The 18581-nt window shown below is 71.5% G+C and carries 14 protein-coding genes; 7 read left to right on the forward strand and 7 right to left on the reverse strand.

The features are described from left to right. Positions 1–19 precede the first annotated feature (19 nt). Positions 20–2341, forward strand: coding sequence for an exo-beta-d-1,3/1,6-glucosidase (locus ACYVNR_RS02880; RefSeq protein ID WP_461046445.1), 2322 nt, complete (start codon positions 20–22; stop codon positions 2339–2341). Beyond that, the gene (locus ACYVNR_RS02885; RefSeq protein ID WP_461046446.1) at positions 2341–3309 is read left to right on the forward strand and encodes an NADPH:quinone oxidoreductase family protein; all 969 of its coding nucleotides are present in this window, start codon (positions 2341–2343) and stop codon (positions 3307–3309) included. The genes ACYVNR_RS02880 and ACYVNR_RS02885 overlap by 1 nt, the downstream gene beginning before the upstream one ends. Here ACYVNR_RS02885 and ACYVNR_RS02890 read toward each other — a convergent pair. From ACYVNR_RS02890 to ACYVNR_RS02910, 5 genes are read right to left on the reverse strand one after another with little or no spacing between them, the layout of a single operon-like run. Then, positions 3296–4192, reverse strand: a complete 897-nt coding sequence (locus tag ACYVNR_RS02890; protein WP_045191136.1) for a phosphotransferase — start codon at positions 4190–4192, stop codon at positions 3296–3298. The genes ACYVNR_RS02885 and ACYVNR_RS02890 overlap by 14 nt on opposite strands. After that, positions 4176–5378 (reverse strand): glycosyltransferase family 4 protein, encoded by a 1203-nt coding sequence (locus ACYVNR_RS02895; protein WP_461046448.1) that lies wholly within the window; start codon positions 5376–5378, stop codon positions 4176–4178. The genes ACYVNR_RS02890 and ACYVNR_RS02895 overlap by 17 nt, the downstream gene beginning before the upstream one ends. After that, the gene (locus ACYVNR_RS02900; RefSeq protein ID WP_052677304.1) at positions 5375–6670 is read right to left on the reverse strand and encodes a glycosyltransferase; all 1296 of its coding nucleotides are present in this window, start codon (positions 6668–6670) and stop codon (positions 5375–5377) included. Before ACYVNR_RS02900 ends, ACYVNR_RS02895 begins: the two co-directional genes overlap by 4 nt. Beyond that, the gene (locus ACYVNR_RS02905) at positions 6667–8475 is read right to left on the reverse strand and encodes an ABC transporter ATP-binding protein (RefSeq protein WP_461046451.1); all 1809 of its coding nucleotides are present in this window, start codon (positions 8473–8475) and stop codon (positions 6667–6669) included. Before ACYVNR_RS02905 ends, ACYVNR_RS02900 begins: the two co-directional genes overlap by 4 nt. Next, entirely contained in the window at positions 8472–9590 is a 1119-nt protein-coding gene (locus ACYVNR_RS02910) for a glycosyltransferase family protein (RefSeq protein ID WP_458803261.1), read from the reverse strand. Before ACYVNR_RS02910 ends, ACYVNR_RS02905 begins: the two co-directional genes overlap by 4 nt. 159 nt (positions 9591–9749) lie before the next feature. Here ACYVNR_RS02910 and ACYVNR_RS02915 point away from each other — a divergent pair, with 159 nt between their 5' ends. Beyond that, positions 9750–10544: an SDR family NAD(P)-dependent oxidoreductase gene (locus ACYVNR_RS02915; RefSeq protein ID WP_461046453.1), complete on the forward strand. Its 795-nt coding sequence runs from the start codon at positions 9750–9752 to the stop codon at positions 10542–10544. A gap of 4 nt (positions 10545–10548) precedes the next feature. On the opposite strand, the gene ACYVNR_RS02920 is transcribed toward ACYVNR_RS02915, so the two are convergent. Both ACYVNR_RS02920 and ACYVNR_RS02925 read right to left on the reverse strand, forming a co-directional pair. Beyond that, positions 10549–11034, reverse strand: coding sequence for a hypothetical protein (locus ACYVNR_RS02920; protein ID WP_461046455.1), 486 nt, complete (start codon positions 11032–11034; stop codon positions 10549–10551). Next, complete coding sequence (locus ACYVNR_RS02925; protein WP_461046457.1) at positions 11031–11573, reverse strand: acyl-CoA thioesterase; 543 nt, start codon at positions 11571–11573, stop codon at positions 11031–11033. Before ACYVNR_RS02925 ends, ACYVNR_RS02920 begins: the two co-directional genes overlap by 4 nt. Before the next feature lie 68 nt (positions 11574–11641). On the opposite strand from ACYVNR_RS02925, the gene ACYVNR_RS02930 reads away from it, so the two are divergent. The 4 genes from ACYVNR_RS02930 to ACYVNR_RS02945 all read left to right on the forward strand — a co-directional run bounded on the left by ACYVNR_RS02930 (position 11642) and on the right by ACYVNR_RS02945 (position 18230). After that, positions 11642–15085 (forward strand): DEAD/DEAH box helicase, encoded by a 3444-nt coding sequence (locus ACYVNR_RS02930; protein WP_461046459.1) that lies wholly within the window; start codon positions 11642–11644, stop codon positions 15083–15085. Between the two features lie 33 nt (positions 15086–15118). Next, positions 15119–15589 carry a heme-degrading domain-containing protein gene (locus ACYVNR_RS02935; RefSeq protein WP_461046461.1) on the forward strand — a complete coding sequence of 157 codons (471 nt, stop codon included), beginning with the start codon at positions 15119–15121 and terminating at the stop codon, positions 15587–15589. A 128-nt stretch (positions 15590–15717) separates the two neighbouring features. Beyond that, positions 15718–16362 carry a superoxide dismutase gene (locus ACYVNR_RS02940; protein WP_045191142.1) on the forward strand — a complete coding sequence of 215 codons (645 nt, stop codon included), beginning with the start codon at positions 15718–15720 and terminating at the stop codon, positions 16360–16362. Positions 16363–16553: 191 nt separating this feature from the next. After that, on the forward strand, positions 16554–18230 hold the full coding sequence (locus ACYVNR_RS02945) for an ORC-CDC6 family AAA ATPase (protein WP_461046464.1): 1677 nt from the start codon (positions 16554–16556) through the stop codon (positions 18228–18230). Positions 18231–18581 lie beyond the last annotated feature (351 nt).

Genomic DNA, 18581 nt, shown 5'->3' on the forward strand with positions numbered 1-18581 from the left:
GGTGGGTTAGCGTCGCACCGTGGCCGTTGACGACACCTCAGACCTGCCCGCAGACCTGCCTGCCGACGCGCCCTACCGCGACCCCGCGCGTCCGGTGGAGGAGCGGCTCGAGGACCTCCTCGCCCGCATGACGCTGCCCGAGAAGGTCGGCCAGATGCTCCAGCTCGACGCCCGCGGCGACCTCGACGACATCGTGAGCACGAAGCTCGCCGGCTCGATCCTGCACACCGCGCCCGACGACATGCCGCGCGCCATCGAGCTCGCCGCCGCCACCCGCCTCGGCATCCCGCTGCTCACCGCCGACGACTGCATCCACGGCCACTCGTTCTGGCCCGGCGCGACGATCTTCCCGACCCAGCTCGGCATGGCCTGCACGTGGGACCCCGAGCTCGTCGAGCGGGCCGCCCGCGCCACCGCCGTCGAGGTGTCGGCGACCGGCATCCACTGGACCTTCTCGCCCGTCCTCTGCATCACCCGCGACCTGCGCTGGGGTCGCGTCGGCGAGACCTTCGGCGAGGACCCCCACCTCATCGGCGAGCTCGGGGCGGCCATGGTGCGCGGCTACCAGGGCGACGGCCTCACCGACCCGACCGCGGTCCTCGCCTGTGCCAAGCACTTCGCCGGCTACTCCGAGACACAGGGTGGCCGCGATGCGAGCGAGGCCGACCTCAGCCGCCGCAAGCTCACCTCCTGGTTCCTCCCACCGTTCGAGCGTGCGGTGCAGGAGGGCTGCCGCACCTTCATGCTCGGCTACCAGTCGATCGACGGTGTGCCGGTCACCGCCAACGGCTGGCTCCTCGACGACGTGCTCAAGCAGCAGTGGGGCTTCACCGGCACCCTCGTCACCGACTGGGACAACGTCGGCCGCATGGTCTGGGAGCAGAAGGTCTGCGCCGACGACGTCGAGGCGGCCGCCGTCGCCGTGCGGGCGGGCAACGACCTCGTCATGACGACACCTGCCTTCTTCGAGGCCGTGCAAGAGGCAGTCGCTCGAAACCTGCTGGAGGAGAAGCAGATCGACGAAGCAGTCCGCCGCATCCTCCGCGTCAAGCTCGAGCTCGGCCTCTTCGAGAACCCGCGTCCACCCGACCGCGCGCGCCAGGCCGCCGTCATCGGCTCGGCCGAGCACGCCGCCCTCAACCTCGACGTCGCGCGCCGCTCGCTCGTCCTCCTCACCAACGACGGCACCCTGCCGTATGCCGATGGCCCCGCCGCAACGCCCCACACGACCGTCCGCACGGTCGCCGTTCTCGGCCCCAACGCCGACGACCCGCAGGCGAATCTCGGCGACTGGGCCGGCGCCTCCGGTCAGGTCGACTGGATGCCCGACGGCCACCCGCGCGAGACGGTCGAGACCGTGCTCGACGGCTTCCGTGCCGTCGTGCCCGACGGCTGGACCGTCACCCACGCCCGCGGCGCCGAGATCGAGCAGCTCGTGCCCGACCCCGACGGCCCGCTCTTCCCTGACGGCCAGCCGCGTCCGCCCGTCTCCAGTCCGGCACCCGTGGACGCCGACCAGCTCCTCGAGGCCGTCGAGGCCGCGCGTGCCGCGGACCTCGCCGTGGTCGTGCTGGGCGACACGATGGCCCTGACGGGAGAGGGCTGCTCGACGGCGACGCTCGAGCTGCAGGGCGGCCAGGTCGCCCTTCTCGACGCCGTCGTCGCCACCGGCACCCCGACCGTGGTCGTGCTGCTCCACACCAAGCCGGCCGTCCTGCCGCCGAGCGCCCTGGCCGCCGCCGCCGTCATCGAGGCCTTCAGCCCCGGCATGCGCGGGGGGCGAGCCGTCGCCGAGCTCGTGCTCGGCCGGATCGAGCCCTCCGGGCGCCTGCCGCTGTCGGTCCCGCGCCACGTCGGCCAGCAGCCGACGTACTACAACCAGGTCCGGGGCCAGCACGGCCACCGCTACGCCGACCTGACGCAGGAGCCGCAGTTCGTCTTCGGCGAGGGCCTCACCTACACGACGACGACGTGGTCGGACCTCACCCTCGCCGACGCCGCCCTCAGCGCGGACGAGGCCGTCCGCGCGCGCGTGACGATCACCAACGAGGGCGACCGTCCCGCGCACGAGGTCGTCCAGGCGTACGTCCACGACGTCGTCACCAGCGTCACGTGGGCAACCAAGGAGCTCAAGGCCTTCCGTCGAGTCGTCGTGCCGCCGCGCGACACGGTGACGGTGGAGCTCGAGGTCCCCGTCTCAGCGTGCACCGTCGTCGACGCCGCAGGCCGTCGCGTCGTCGAGCCCGGTGAGTTCGAGCTGCTCGTGGGGCCCAGCTCCCGCGACTCCGACCTCCTCAGGACCCCCTTCACCGTCGTCCCCACCGCCAGCCAAGGAGCATGATGCGCGCCGCACGAGTCACCACCCTCGACGGGCCCAGCAGCGTCGTCGTCGAGGACCTGCCCGAGCCGACCCTCGAACCGGGCCACGTGCTCGTCGACGTGCACGAGGCGGGCGTCAGCTTCCCGGACGTGCTGATGAGCAAGGGGCTCTACCAGATGCGGCCCGACCTGCCCTTCGTGCCGGGCGCCGAGTGCGCCGGGATCGTGCGCGAGGCGGCGCCCGGCAGCGCGTTCCGGCCCGGCGACCGCGTCGCGGCGTTCCCGGTCCTCGGTGCGTTCGCCGAGACCGTCGCCGTGCCCGAGGCGATGGTCTTCCCGCTCCCCGACTCGGTGACCTTCGAGGCAGGCGCGGCGCTGCCGATGAACTACCTCACCGTCCACTTCGCCCTGACCCGGCGCGGCCAGCTCGAGCGAGGCGAGGTCGTCCTCGTCCACGGCGCCGCCGGCGGCATCGGCACCGCCGCGATCCAGCTCGCCCGGGCCATGGACGCCCGCGTCATCGCCGTCGTGTCGTCGGTCGACAAGATCGCGACGGCCGAGGCTGCCGGGGCCCACCACGTCGTGCTCGCCGACGAGTTCCTCACGCAGGCCAAGGAGCTCACGGGCGGACGCGGGGTGGACGTCGTCGTCGACCCGGTCGGCGGTGACCGCTTCACCGACAGCCTCCGCAGCCTCGCGCCCGAGGGACGGCTCCTCGTCATCGGGTTCACCGCGGGCCAGATCCCCGAGGTGAAGGTCAACCGACTGCTCCTGGGCAACCTCAGCGTCGTCGGTGTCGGCTGGGGCGCCTTCTGGATGCCCGACCCGAGCTACCTGCGCACCCAGTGGGAGGCGATCCTCCCGCTGCTCGAGAACGGCGAGCTCGCACCGCCGATCGGCGCTCGCCACGCGCTCGACGACGTCGCCGCGGCACTGACCGAGATCGACGAGCGCCGCGCCCACGGCAAGGTGACGCTCACGCTCCGGTGAAGGCGTCGACGCCCAGGCCGTGCACGTGCGCGATGAGCGCGTCGCGCTGCGCCGGGTCCTGGTGGCGCGTCTCCGCGAGGGCGGCGAGCCGCGCGAGCGACAGCGTCGTCCACGCCTCCAGGGCCCTGGGGTCGAGGTCGTCGCCGGAGCCGTAGCCGTCGAGGAACGCCGCCGTCGCCGCCTCGGTCACGGCGGCAGGCCGGCGGCCCGTGACGCGCTCGCGCACCAGGTGGGCGACCATGTTGCCGACGTCGAGCCCCCGCGGGGCCATCGCCGCGTCGTCGAGGTCGATGAGGGCGATCCCGTCGTCAGGGGTCACGACCACCTGGCGCGGGTGGAAGTCGCGGTGCGACGGCACGGTGGGGAGGTCCCTGAGCCACAGGGTGGTCGCCTCGAGGTCGTGCACGAGCTGCGCTGTCGCCCGGACGTGCCGGCGCACGAGCTGAGCGACTTCCTCGTCGCGGCCCCACTCGCGGTCGAGCTCGGCGCCGCTGTCGTGCAGCGCCCGCAGCGCGCAGCCGATGTCGGCGAAGTGACCGGCATACGTGCTGTCTGGCAGGTGGTCGGGGATCGTGCCCTCGCGGTAGGTCACGGCGAGCACGTGGCCCGCGTGGTCGCAGCCGACGACGGCAGGCACGAGATCGGCGACGGGGGTGCCCGCGAGCGCCAGCAGTCGGCGGGCGTTGCCGCGTGCCCGCGGAGACGCGAACACCTTGACGACGACCGACCTGCCGCCCGCCTCGGTGAGCACGGCGATCCGGCGCCCCGGCAGGTGCCGCAGCACCTGCCCGGGCGCCGCCCCGGGCACAGCCTCGTCGAGCCCGCCGGCCCACTCCGCGAGCGCGGGGTCGAGGACGACGGGGTGGTCACCTGGGAACGGCACGGCCTGCCCCGATCTCCAGCTCGCGAACCGCTCGCACGATCTCGGAAGCCCTGCTCTCCCAAGAGAGCTCGGCGTGTGCGTGGTCTCGTGCCAGCGCCGCGCGGGCCTGCGCAGCGGCCGGGTCGGCCAGCACGTCGCGTATGCCGTCCGCCAGCGAGGCCGGGTCGCCCGGGGTCACGAGACGCCCCCACCGGCCGTGGGCCAGCGCCTCGGGCAGCTGGCCGATCGCGCTCGCGACGACGGGGGTGCCGGCGGCGAGGTACTCGTACAGCTTGAGCGGCGAGAAGGCGAAGTCGGTCAGGGCCGGGTAGGGCGCGAGCGCGACGTCGCTCGCCGCGAGCACCACGGGGACGGTGGAGTGCTGCACCTGGCCGAGCCAGTGCACGCGCTCGGAGACGCCGAGCTCGACCGAGCGACTGGCGATCTCGTGCCGCACCGGGCCGTCGCCGGCCACCAGGAGGTGCACGGACCCGGGGAGCAGCGGCAGGGACTCGACCGCGACGTCCAGCCCGTGCCAGGGTCGCAGCGACCCGGTGAAGCAGAGCAGCGGGCCGTCGTGCCCGAGGCCCAGCGCGGCTCGGGCGGCGCGTGCGGTTCCGCGGTGGCGGTCACCGTGGAAGAGGCGCGAGTCGAAGCCGTTGGGCACGACCCGGGTCGGCCCGCTCGCCACGGTCCGGACGTCGCGGGCCACCTCCTCGCTCACCGCGACCCGCAGGTCCGCGGACTGCAGCACAGCGTCCTCGACGGAACGGGCCAGGTCGCCGGCGACCAGACCACGCCACCGCGCCTCCTCTGCGGCCAGCAGGGCGTTGACCTCGAGCACGTGCACGGCCCCTGCGGCCCCAGCCACCCGGGCGCCGGCCGACCCGAAGAGCGACAGCCGCTCGTAGACGACGTCGGGCTGCAGACGGACGGCGACGGACGACGCCAGCTCGACCACCCGCTCCACGGTCTCGCGCTTGCGGCGCTCCCGCAGCTCGCCCTCCGCGCGGCCCGGGTGGTCGACGACGTGGCACGGGACGGGCCACGCCTCGAGCGGGCCATTCGGGTTGGCGGCGACGCCGACGACCTCGACGTCGTGGCCGAGGGCCGCGAACGCCGACGTGATCGCCAGCAGGTGCAGGGCGGCTCCCTTGCCGTCGCCGACCCGCACCCCGGTGTCGGAGCAGACCACGAGGATCCTCATGCCGCACCTCCCGTCCGACCGGCCGGACCGGCGAAGACGTCGAGCAGGGCCGACGTGGCGTCGGCCGGGCTGTAGCGCTCGGCGACCAGACGTCGACCCGCACGTCCCAGACGCACCGCGAGCGCCGGGTCGACGAGCAGCCGGTCGACCGCTGCGGCGAGGGCCTCGACGTCGTCGGGCGGCACGAGCAGCCCGGTGACCCCGTCGACGACGAGCTCGCCGATGCCGACGACGTCGGTCGACACGACCGGCACCGCGCGGGCGAGTGCCTCGACGAGGACCGTCGGCATGCCGTCGCGGTCGCCGTCGGCGTCGATGCGGCAGGGCAGCACGAACGCCCTGCAGCCCGCGAGCGCGGCCTGCACCTCGTCACCCGTGGCCGAGCCGCGTAGGTGGATTCGCCCGTCGAGTCCCAGCGTGTCTGCGAGAGAGGCCAGCTCGGGCCGCAGTGGCCCGTCGCCGATGACGTCGACGACGAGGCCCGGGTGCCTCTCGGTGAGAAGCGCGGCCGCGCGGACGAGCAGGTCGACGCCCTTCTTCGGCACCAGCCGTGCCACGCACAGTAGTGACGTGCTGGCCGCCGGGTCGGCGACCGGTCCGACGCCGACGCCGTTGGCGACGTGCCGCACCGAGGCCCGTATGCCGCCCTCCCGCACGACCGACTCGAGGTGGGTGACGTTGTGGCTCGAGACCGTGACGACGGTGTCGACCCTCGACAGCCGCCGGGCCAGGTGAGGTGCGTTGTCGTGGTGGTAGATGTCCTTCGCGTGGGCCGTCACCGAGCAGGTCACTCCGGCAAGGGCGGCCGCGACGACGGCGACCTCCGACGACGCGGTGGCGAAGTGCGCGTGCACGTGGGTCACGCCCTCACGGCATACGCGGTCGGCGACGATGCCGCCCTGGACGAAACGCCGCCACGTGCCGTCACGTCGCGCCCGCAGCGCCAGCGTCGACCACCGCACGGGGCGCCGGAGCGCCAGCCCGAGGTGGGCGCGCAGGGTCGCGGGGTCGCGCAACCGGGCGTGCCTCGGCACGTACCGCACCTCGGCGCGGACGGCTTCGAGCTCGGGGTGGGTCGGGGAGTCCTCCGGCGGCAGCAGCGCGTCGACGAGCACCCGGACCCCGGCGGCCTCCAGACCGAGCACCTCGCGGAGCACGAACGTCTCCGACAGCCGCGGAAACCGCTTGAGCACGTAGAGGACCGGACCGACGGGGGCCGAGGGGCCAGGTGCCGCGGCCACCCACCCGGCCGCGGGGGCGGCGACCGGGGTGGTGACTGCTGCCTGGCTCATCGCCGACCCCCGTCGGCCGGTAGTGCGGTGTCGGTGACGAACAGCCCCTCGCCGGCTCCGGCGAGCCGGGCGAAGTGTCCACCACCACGCAGGAGCCACTCGGGGGCTCCCTGTTCGACGAGACGTCCGCTCTCCATGACGGCAACCCGGTCGGCGCGGCGCACCGTCGAGAGCCGGTGCGCGATGACGAGCATCGTGCGGTCGCGCGGCAGGCCTTCGAGGGCCTGCACGATGAGCTGCTCCGACTGGACGTCGAGGGCGCTCGTGGGTTCGTCGAGAACGAGGACCGGGGTGTCGCGCAGGATCGCCCGGGCGATGGCGATGCGCTGGCGCTGGCCGCCGGAGAGCATCACGCCGCGTTCGCCGACCGGGGTGTCGAGGCCGCGGGGCAGCCGGTGCGCGAACTCGTCGACGAGCGCGAGCTTCGCCGCGCGCATCACCTCGGCCTGGGTCGCGCCCGGCCGGCCGCACGCGATGTTGTCGTAGAGGGTGCCGTGGAGCAGCACGCAGTCCTGGAGCACCAGCGAGACCTGGGACCGGAGGCTCGCGAGCTCGAGGGAGCGCACGTCGCGTCCGTCGTGCATGACCCGGCCCGACTGCACGTCCATGAGACGCGGCACGAGTGCAGCCACCGTGCTCTTGCCGGCACCCGTGCGCCCGACGACCGCGAGTGTCTCGCCGGCGTCGACGTGCAGGGTCAGGTCGCGCAGCACCGGCTCGCGGCCGTAACTGAACGTCACGTCGACGAGGTCGATGCGGCCGGTGAGCCGCCCGGCAAGGACGGCGTCGGGGGAGCTGCGCACCGCCGGGACGAGGCTCAGCACGTCGGCCACCCGCTCGGCGGCCGCGGTGCCCTTCGAGGTGATGGTCGACAGCTTGGCGAGGGCCTTGAGCGGCTTGTAGAGGCTGGAGACGTAGCCGAGGAAGACGAGCAGCACCGCGACGCCGAGCCGCCCCTCGAGCACCCGCCACGAGCCGACGGCCAGGACGACCGCGATGGACGCTGCGCTCGCCACGTCGACGACCGGGCTGAACCGGGCCTGCAGCCGCGTCGCCTCGAGGCCCTGGTGCAGGCTCGTCTCGGACAGCGACTCCATGCGGTCGCGCATCCGCTCCTCGAGCGCCGACGCCTGCACGAGCGGCATGACGGACAGGCCCTCCGCGGCGGCTGCTGCCACCTGTCCGTCAGCCGTCCGAGCCCTGCGCGCCGCGGACTTGAGCGCCCGCGTCGACCGGAAGACCACGTACGCCAGCACCGGGGTCGCGAGGAAGGCGACGAGGGCGAAGGTCGGGTCGAGCAGCACCATGACGGTCGCCATGCCGACGACGAGCATCGAGTTCGGCAGCAGCACCGCGAGCGTCTGCACGAGCAGGTCCTGCATGCGGTCGACGTCGGAGGTGACGCGGGAGGTGAGGTCCCCGACGCGCTGGTGGGCGTGGTACTGCAGCGACTGCCGCTGCAGGTGGGTGTAGACGTCGACCCGCACGTCCGCGGCCATCCGCAGCCCGGTCGACGAGAGCAGCCGAGTCGACCAGTAGTCGACGACGGCGGCGAGCACGTGGACGACGACGAGGGAGGCGACACCCAGGGCGACGGCGACCGCGGGGGAGAGGCCGCGGGCGATGCCCGAGGTGCCTCCCGAGCCGTCGGCCGCGCGGGTGAGCACGTCGCCGACGAGCAGCGACACCGGCCACGGCTGGGCCAGTCCGACGAGCACCTCGACCACGGCGAGCAGCGCACCGAGGGCGAGAGCGCGACGGTGCCGGGCGGCATACGGCCGCAGCAGACGGAGGGTCTGGATCATGCGACGGCCTCCAGCGCGCGGGAGGTCACGGCCCTGGCGGCCATGGCCGCTCCGTCGAAGGAGATGCCGGCCCGGGCACAGGCGGCAGGGGCGAGCCGCCGGGGCTGGTCGAGCAGCCAGGCGACCTCCTCCGGGGTGGCCGTCTCGTCGAGCACGTCGGCGAGGCCGAGCGACGCCAGTCGGCCGGCGCGGATGGCCTGCTCGCGGCGTGGGGCGCGGCGGGGCACGAGGACGGCCCGCTGACCGGCCGCCAGGGCCTCGACGGTGCTGTTGTAGCCGCACATCTGCACGACGGCGCCCGCGCCGGCGAAGAGGTCGACCGTCGAGCCGCCCCCGTGACGCACCTCGAGCCGGGCCTCCAGCTCGCGGTCGTCACCGACGATCCGGCGCAGCCAGTCACCGGCGTACGGGCCCGCCGTCACTACGCCGCGCAGGCCCGGGCGGCGCCGCAGCGCCTCGACCCCCAGGCGGAAGAGGGTCTCTCCGTCACCGCCCCCACCAGCGCTGACGACGACCAGGTCCTTGTCGCGGACGCGGCGGGACGGGCGCTCGACCACCCACCCGCAGTAGCGGACCGGGAACGGCAGACCGTAGTCGCGCTCGTGGTCGCACAGCAGCGGGCTGCCGAAGACGAGCAGCTCGTCGTAGACGTCGCGCACGCCCCTCCAGCCGGGGCCGTCGAGCTCGCGGCGGACGGTCGGGGTGTCGTCGAGCACGTCGCGCAGGCCGAGGAGGATCGTGGCGCCCTGCCGGCGGGCCTCGGCCAGGCCGGGTCGCAGCTCGCCGGCGGTGCCGAAGGGGTGCCGGTCGACGACCACGACGTCGGGCCGCAGGTCCGCCACGAGAGAGCCGAAGACGCGGGCCCGCTCGGCGACCGCCGCCTCGAGTCCCATGCCGTCGCAGCCGTAGCGCCCGGTCTGGTCCTTGAGGAGGGACGGGACGCGCACGACGGAGAACCGCGGGTCGTCGAGCCACTCCGGCAGGCGCTGCACCCCGGTGACGAGGACGATCTCGGCGGTCGGGTCGAGCCGGGCGACCTCGCGGGCGATGAGCGCGTTGCGGCGGGTGTGCCCCAGGCCGAACCCGTCATGCGACGAGAACACGTAGCGACCCATGATGCCTCCTTGCCGACGGGGGAACGCGAGGTGAACGGCTGAAGAACGTGCGCGCCAGTCTCATCGCGGCTCGGACGTAGCGACCATCGGACGTTGGTGCTAGTACCGGTTCGCGGGCACCGGTGGGCGTGCCGGAGCGCACCCCCTAGGGTCGGCCGTATGCCGTCTCGCCCTCTCCGTCGCGTCCTCGTCACCGGTGCCGCGTCCGGTCTCGGACTCTCGCTCGTGCGCGCCCTCGTCGCCCGCGGTGACCACGTGCTCGCGACCGACGTGCAGCCCGAGCGGCCCGCGGTGCTGCCGGCAGCGGCCGACTACCTCGCGCTCGACGTGCGCAGCGACGACGCGTGGGCCGCGGCACTCGCCCACGTGCGCGAGACGTGGGGCGGCCTCGACCTGCTCGTCAACAACGCCGGTGTCGCCGCCGGCGGCCGCATCGACGTCGCGAGCATGGACGAGTGGCACTGGATCGTCGACATCAACCTGCTCGGCGTCGTGCGCGGCTGCCGCACGTTCACGCCGCTCTTCAAGGAGCAGCACAGCGGCCACATCGTCAACACCGCCTCGCTCGCCGGGCTCGTGCACGCGCCCGGCATGTCGGCCTACAACACGGTCAAGGCCGGCGTCGTCGCGCTGAGCGAGACCCTGTCGCACGAGCTGGCGCCGCACGGTGTCACGGTCTCGGTCGTCTGCCCGTCGTTCTTCCGGACCAACCTCGGGACGTCCTTCCAGGGCGCCGACACCGAGATGGAGGACGCCGGCAAGAAGATGGTGAGCGGCTCGAAGCGTTCGGCCGACGAGGTCGCGGCCACGGTGGTGCGCGGCATCGACGCGCGCAAGGAGATCATCCTCACCGACCGCGACGGTCAGATCGCTTGGCGGGCAAAGCGATTCGCGCGACCGGCCTACACCGCGGTCATGAAACGGGCGGCTCGTCGCGTCGCCCGGGGACGGTGACGCGCTAGCGCCGGGTCGCGCGCCGGACGTCGACCTCTGCCGGTGAGCCGGCACCCAGCACGCCCTCGAGGCTCGCCCGGAGCAGCTGCGCCGCGGCGAGGCCGTCCACGTCGAACGTGCGGCTGAGGTCCGGCTCGTCGTCGAGCTCCCAGCCGAGTGCGAGGAGGGCCTGCTGCTGCTCGCCCGTCAGGTCGGTGAGCCCCTCGAACTCCGTGTCGGCGATGCACTCCAGCGCGATGACCGACCCGAGGCGCCGGGCCTGCACGAAGACGTCGGGGACGTGGGCCGGGTGGTCGGCCGGCGGGCGCGTGCGTCGCCACCCGCGGTGACGCGCAGGGGCCCGCTTGGCGGCATACGCACTCGAGGCGCGCGACTGCACGTGGACGGTGAACGTCACCCAGTCCTCGTCGGCGAGGGCGGCGAGGTCGGCGGCGACGCGGGCGGTCCACGCCTCCCACGTCTCGTCGAGGGGGTCCAGCGGGTCGCTCATGCCGGCACCGGCACCACCGCCGTCTCCATGAGGCGGCGCAGGTGGTCGGGGATCGGGGTCGAGCGACGCGTCACGGAGTCGATCTCGACGTGCACCCAGTGGCCGAGGGCCTTGATGGCCGGGTCTGACGTCTCGGGGTCGCTCGTGCCGGCCCGGTGCGGGGCGTCGGGGTCGACGAAGAGACCGAGCTGGTAGGTGACGCTGCTCGTGCCGATGCGCGTCACCCGGATGCCGACGACGAGCGGGGTCGGGAAGGCGACCTCGGCGTAGAAGGCGCACCCCGACTCGGCGACGACGCCCTGCGTCGCGTCGGTGAGCGGGTCGACCGTCACGTGCTCGGCCTGCCAGCCGTTGATGGCCGAGTCGAAGAGCTCGTAGTACACGGCGTTGTTGAGGTGGCCGTACATGTCGTTGTCGGACCACCGCGTCGTGACCCGACGGTGGACGGGGAAGTCCGCGAGGGTCAGGTCCCGTGGGTCCTGCGGGTCGTGCGGGACTCGTGGGTCTTCGGGGCCGCTCAGGTCGGGAGTGCCGGGCATGGGGCCCATCCTGCCCGAGCCTGTGGACGAGGCCCGGCGGTGTCGGCGCCCGAACGTAGAGTTCAGAGGTGGCGTGGAGCGTGGGGCGGGCGACGTGGGTCGGTGAGGTCACCGACCCCGACATCTCGCAGCAGGTCGGCACGCGCACCTTCGACCGCGGCCTGGCCTACGCCGCCGAGCGCCGGGTGCGCTCGCTCGCCACGCGCCCCGACGGACTGATGCTCCTCGGCACCATCGAGGGCAGCGCGTCCGACACCTACCAGACGATCATCGAGGCGCGGCCGCATCCCAAGGGCCGCGCCCACCTCTGGCACGGTCGGTGCAGCTGCCCGGTGGGCACCGACTGCAAGCACGTCGTCGCGCTGATGCTGACCGCCCGCGACGTCGCGCGCGGCGTCACGCTCGGCCCGCCCGACGAGGACGACACGGCGGCGGCCGGTGACGCAGCGGCAGCGGTGCAGGCGGTCAGCTCTCCCGGTCTCGTCGTGCCGCCCCACTGGGCCGACGTGCTCGGGCACATCCGGCCTCGCCCGGCCGAGGTCGCCCCCACCGCGTCGCGCCCCGAGCCGCGCGGCGACCTCATGCCCGCCGGGCTCTTCGTCGACACGGTCTACCGCGACCAGCGGGGCCGCCGCGGCGTGCCCGAGCTGAGCTACGGGCTGCGCCCCACGCGGTGGACCCGCGCCGGCACGTGGCACCGCACCCTGTCCTGGCACGACGCCCTGCCGCAGTGGCGGCCGGGCATCCGCTTCCTGCCCGAGCACGAGCGCATCATGGGCCGGCTGCACGACGTCGCCCGGCACGGCTCGGGCGGCACGACGTACTTCTCCGCGACGCCGCCGCTCTCGCTCGACGCGAGCGCCGAGGTGTGGCCGCTGCTGCGCGAGGCCCGCGCCGTGGGCATCGAGATCCTGCCGGGCGAGGGCGTCACGGGGCCGGTCCACGTCGTCGACGAGCCCGCCACCCTCGTGCTCCACGTGAGGCGGGCCGCCGACGGCACGGGCGACCTCGACCTCGACGTCGAGCTCGACGGGCTGCCACCCGAAGCGACCGGCGAGCGGCTGTTGCTCGGCGACCCGGTGCACGCCGTGGCCGTCGAGTCCGACGACGGTGCCCTGACGTTCGTGCCGCTCGAGCAGGAGCTCGACCTCGGGCCGGCCGCCCTCGAGTCGGCGCTCGCCGGCCTGCGCGTGCCCGCCGACGAGCGGGCCCGCTTCCTGCGGTCCGTCGTGCCCGGCCTGCGGCAGCGGCTGCGCATCCGGTCCGAGGTGCCGCTGCCGGCGCCCGAGGTGGCCGAGGCCGCCGCCCCCGAGCGAGTCACCGTGCACGTTCGCGTCGTCAGCGACGTGCCCGGCGAGGTGCGCCTCGACCTGGGCCACGCCTACGACGGGCGCCCGCGCCCCTTCACGACCGCCCGGTTCGGCACGGTGGGAGGTCGCGACCGCGACGCCGAGGCCGCCGCGGTGCGGGCGGCGACCTCGCTGCGCCGGGTGCCGGGGGCGTTGCGCTCCGACCTCGGCGGTCACCCGTACCTCGTGCCGCGAGTCGTGCTGACCGGGCTTCAGGCCGCGCGCTTCGTCGGCGACACCCTCGCCGAGCTCGAGTCCGACGAGCACGTCACCGTCGAGGTCGACGGCGAGCTGCCGCCCTACGAGGAGGTCACCTCCGCGCCGGTCGTGCGCCTCGGCACGGGCGAGCGGCAGCCGGCCCCCGAGCAGGAGCGGGGATCCGACGCCGGCGACTGGTTCGACCTGCACGTCTCGGTCGAGGTCGAGGGCGAGGAGGTGCCGTTCGAGCCGCTCTTCGCCGCGATCGCCCGCGGCGACGAGATCATGCTCCTTGACTCCGGGTCCTTCTTCCGCCTCGACCGCCCCGAGCTGCTGCGGCTGCGCGACCTCATCGAGGAGGCCCGCGAGATCGCCGACCCCGAGACGGGCGAGCTGCGGCTCAGCGCCCACCACGCCGACCTCTGGGACGAGCTCGTCGCACTCGGCGTCGTCGACGAGCAGAGCGCCCGGTGGGCCGCGAGCGTCGAGGCCCTCGGATCGCTCGAGTCGGGCCCGGTCGCAGAGGTGCCGCCCGACCTCAGGGCGACCCTCCGGCCCTACCAGCTCGACGGCTTCCGCTGGCTCTCCCGCCTCTGGGACGCCCGCATCGGCGGCATCCTCGCCGACGACATGGGCCTCGGCAAGACGCTGCAGGTCATCGCGACGCTCGTGCGCGCCCACGACCGCGGCGAGCTCGGGTCGGTGGGCGCCGACGCCCGCGGGCCGGTGCTCGTCGTCGCGCCCACGAGCGTCGTCGGCACGTGGATGGGCGAGCTCGAGACGTTCGCGCCGCACCTCGCGGCCGTGGCCGTCACCGCCACCGAGCGCAAGCGCGGGGTGCCGCTCGCCGACGTCGTCGCGGGCACCGAGGTCGTCATCACCTCGTATGCCGTCCTGCGCCTCGACGAGGAGGCGTTCCGGGGTGTGCGGTGGGGCGGCGTCGTGCTCGACGAGGCCCAGTTCGTCAAGAACCGCCAGGCCAAGACCCACGTCGCCGCGCGACGCCTCGGCGCCCCGTTCACCATCGCGGTCACCGGCACGCCGCTCGAGAACTCCCTCATGGACCTCTGGTCACTGCTGTCCCTCACGGCCCCGGGCCTCTACCCGCGCCCCGACGTCTTCACGAAGAGCTACCGCAAGCCCATCGAGTCGGGTGAACGGCCCGAGCTGCTCGACCTGCTGCGCCGGCGCATCCGGCCGCTGATGCTCCGCCGCACCAAGGAGCAGGTCGCGATCGACCTGCCGCCCAAGCAGATCCAGGTCGTGGCGCTCGACCCGCACCCGGTCCACCGGCACATCTACGACCAGCACCTGCAGCGCGAGCGGCAGCGCGTGCTCGGCCTGCTCGACGACCCCGACGCCAACCGCGTCGCGATCCTCGCGGCCCTCACCCGACTGCGGCAGCTCGCCCTCGACCCCGTGCTCGTCGACGAGGTGCACGCCGGCAAGGGCACCGCGTCGAAGATCGAGTTCCTCGTCGACCAGCTGCGCGAGCTCGCCGCCGAGGGGCACCGGGCGCTCGTCTTCAGCCAGTTCACGGGCTTCCTGCGCATCGTCGAGAGCGCGCTGACCCGGGCAGGCATCGACACGGCCTACCTCGACGGGTCGACGACCGACCGGCAGGCCGTCGTGCGCGGCTTCCGCGAGGGCGACGCGACGGCGTTCCTCATCAGCCTCAAGGCAGGGGGTTTCGGGCTCACCCTCACCGAGGCCGACTACGTCTACGTGCTCGACCCGTGGTGGAACCCTGCCGCCGAGGCCCAGGCCATCGACCGGGCCCACCGCATCGGCCAGAACCGCCCCGTCACCGTCTACCGCCTCGTGTCGGCGGCGACCATCGAGGAGAAGGTCGTCGCCCTGCAGGAGCGCAAGCGCGACCTCTTCCAGCGCGTCGTCGACGAGGGTGGCTCCCTCTCCGGTGCCATCACCGCCGACGACGTGCGCGACCTGCTCGGCCTGCCCTGACCCGGCTGCCGGCGAGCGTGGAGAATGGGGCTCGTGACCCAGAACTTCACCCTCGACGAGCTGGCCGCCCACGAGTCCGAGCTCGTCTTCGACCGGTTCGACGACGACACGGCCTGGCGCCTCGGTGTCGCCCTGCGCGAGGCGGCCCGTTCGGCGGGTCACCCCGTCGCGATCTCGATCCGCCGCAACGGCCAGCGCCTCTTCCATGCCGCCCTGCCCGGAGCCTCTGCCGACAACGACGGCTGGCTCCAGCGCAAGAGCGCGGTGGTCGACCGCTACGGCCAGTCGTCGCTGCGTGTCGGCGAGGGTTTCCGCGCGAGGGGCAAGTCGTTCGAGGGCGACTCGCGCCTCGACCCGATGACGTATGCCGCCCACGGCGGGGCCTTCCCCGTGACGGTGCGCGACGTCGGCTGCGTCGGAACGATCGCCGTCTCGGGCCTGCCGCAGGTCGAGGACCACCGCCTCGTCGTCGACGTGCTGCGCGCGTTCCTCGAGAACGGTTGAGCCGCAAGGATTTGACCTCAAGCGGGGTTGAGGTCTGAGAGTGGCGGAGTGGGTACGTGACCCACAGCCCGTGCCCACGGACACCCTGTCGACGGCGGTTTGCCCCGGCATAGAGTGGGCGGAGCCGGATGGTCTCCAGAAAGGAACGACAAGTGGCTTACACGCTTCCCGATCTCGACTACGACTACGCAGCCCTCGAGCCCCACATCAGCGCTCGCATCATGGAGCTGCACCACAGCAAGCACCACAAGGCCTACGTCGACGGTGCGAACGCCGCGGTCGCCAAGCTCGAGGAGCTTCGCGAGTCGGGTGACTACGCCTCCGTCAACGGCGTCGAGAAGAACCTCGCCTTCCACCTCGGCGGTCACACGAACCACTCCGTATTCTGGAAGAACATGAGCCCCGACGGTGGTGGCCAGCCCGAGGGTGAGGTCAAGGCCGCGATCGACGAGTACTTCGGCGGCTTCGAGAAGTTCCAGGCGCACTTCAACGCCAACGCCAACGCGATCCAGGGCTCCGGCTGGTCCATCTGGGCCTGGGACACCATCGCGCAGCGGCCGCACATCATGCAGCTGTTCGACCAGCAGGGCAACATCCCCGTCGGCCAGATCCCGCTGCTCCAGCTCGACATGTGGGAGCACGCGTTCTACCTGCAGTACGAGAACGTCAAGGCCGACTACGTCAAGGCCTGGTGGAACGTCGTCAACTGGGAGGACGTAGCCGCCCGCCTCGAGCGCGCGAAGGCCACCACGGGCCTCATCATCCCGGCCTGAGCACGACACACCTGAGGAGGGCGGTCACCACGGTGGGGTGGCCGCCCTCCGTCGTGCCCGCGTGAAACAATCCTGCCGACACGGTCCCTCAACTGTGTCAGCGGCATGGAAATGCTTCTGGTAGGTGGGCGTCGCTTCGAACGGAGTGAGTGGTTCTCAGATGGCACCCCCATTAACAAAGGATGGGATTCGTGGCACCAGCTTTGCCGGATCTGACCGCAGACGATCCTCACTTTGAGGAACGCGCGGAGAATCTTAGCGCCGAACAGTTCGCAGCCTGGACGAATGTCACCTCCTTCGAAGAGAAGGTCCTCAGCCAGCTTACGAGCATGAGCCCACGGCTGCTGGTAGGCCCGCGAGGCTGCGGCAAGTCGACCCTTATGCTCCTCGCGGCTGAGCGCCTACAGCAGCGTAACCGCGCGATCCCCGTGTACGTGAATTACGGAAAGTCGATGTTCATCGAGCCAGCGTTTACAATGCGGCCCGATGCCAACGAGTTTTTTCAAGAGTGGCTCGTCGCTCGAATTCTCGCCGCGTCGTCCAAAGCTGCAGGCTTTTCTGGCATACCTGAGCTGTCGGAACTGGGAATGGACTGCGAAGTCTTTGTCGAGAGAGCAGAGCGAGATCCGCGGCTTGAGCTTCTTGGACTTCCCGGTCCAGCCGCCCTCGCTAGGCTTCTAGAGGAGTGGGCACGTGAGAAGGGGCGTGCGGGTGTTGTTTTGCTCCTCGACGATGCGGCGCAGGCATTTGTCCCAGAGCAACAGCGGATCTTCTTTGATTTCTTGCAGAGTCTCCGAACACCCGGGGTGACGTACAAAGCGGCCATCTATCCGGGGGTGACCGAGTACTCGCCTACTTATAATCTCGGCCACGACGCTAAGAAAGTTGACGCTTGGGTACCTAGCGGGCCAGATTATCTTGCATTCATGCACGGCCTACTGAACAAGCGTTTAGGGTCGGCCTTGCCTTCCGGGCTCACCGACGATTGTCTAGACCTCTTCGCCGTGGCCTCTTTCGGGATCCCAAGAGGTTTTCTCGCCATGGTTGAGCGCTTCATGTACGACAATCCTGAGCCGGGCAGAACGACGAGTGCGGCCGTGACCATCGTCAACGAGCACGCTGGCCAGGTTGAACACTCATTCAACCAACTCGCCCGCAAAGTTCCTGCCTATAGCAACTATATTGAGGCAGGCTTGGAGGTTGAGAAGAATGTATGTTCCGAACTGCGGGACCTAAATCACTCGCGAATCGGCACCTCCGTCTCAGAACAGGCCGTTGAGGTCGCGGTGCGTAAGCCAATCAGTCCCAAGTTGAACCAAGTACTGGCCCTGCTGGAGTATTCCGGCATAGTAAGGCGCACTGGCGAGACGGTTAGTTACGGAGAGTCTGTCTACGAGAGGGTGGCCATTCACAGCGCGGTGCTGATGGCGCGCCGTGCGCTGTGGCACGGAAAGAACCCGTCTCTGCGCGCAAGGGCTACCGCTGGGTTGCGGCAAACTAGGCAACACTCATCAAAGCGAGTAACCGATGCGAAATTGCTTCCGCCAGAGGTCGCGGAGCGGTGCGTTCTAAAGATGGGCAAGTGCGAAAATTGCGGGCAGTTGCGACCTACGATTGAAGCTAGATTCTGTTTCAATTGCGGTGCCGAACTCAAGGATCAAAGTAGGTATGCCCAGCTCGTCAAGGCGTCAGTGGATGAGCTGTTGATGACCAAGAATAAGCTCGTGGAGATTAAGAAGGTTGGCTTTTCCACCGTCGAAGATGTATTGAATGACCATGGCGGTGAGCGGCTGCGAAAGGCCAAGGGCGTGGGCGCCGTGTGGTCGCGACGCATTACGTCATTGGCGGTGGAATATGTCAATGTCTAGGCTAAAGGGAATCGCGGATGTGGCGTTCTGTGCGGCTGCCCCCGCGGTCTCCCCTGACTGGTCGAAATGCATTGCGCCAGCGGGTCCGACAATTGGCGTGCCGCCGATCGATGAATTCTATAGCCGCCATCGAGACCTCAGAATGATTGCGCTTGGCTCTGGCGCTCAGTCGGACCTCCAGCGTCAGCTACTTCTTCTGGGCTACGTTTCTGCGACTGAGCTCTACTTCAAGCGTGTTCACACGGTGTGCATGCAGATGTGTAGTGTGACGAGGGCCAAAGCCGAGGAGGAGTCGATACCATTCATTGCGTTGGACTATTGTGATCCGCGCGGTCTCGAGGCAGCCTTGAC

This window comes from Terrabacter koreensis (assembly GCF_054783315.1).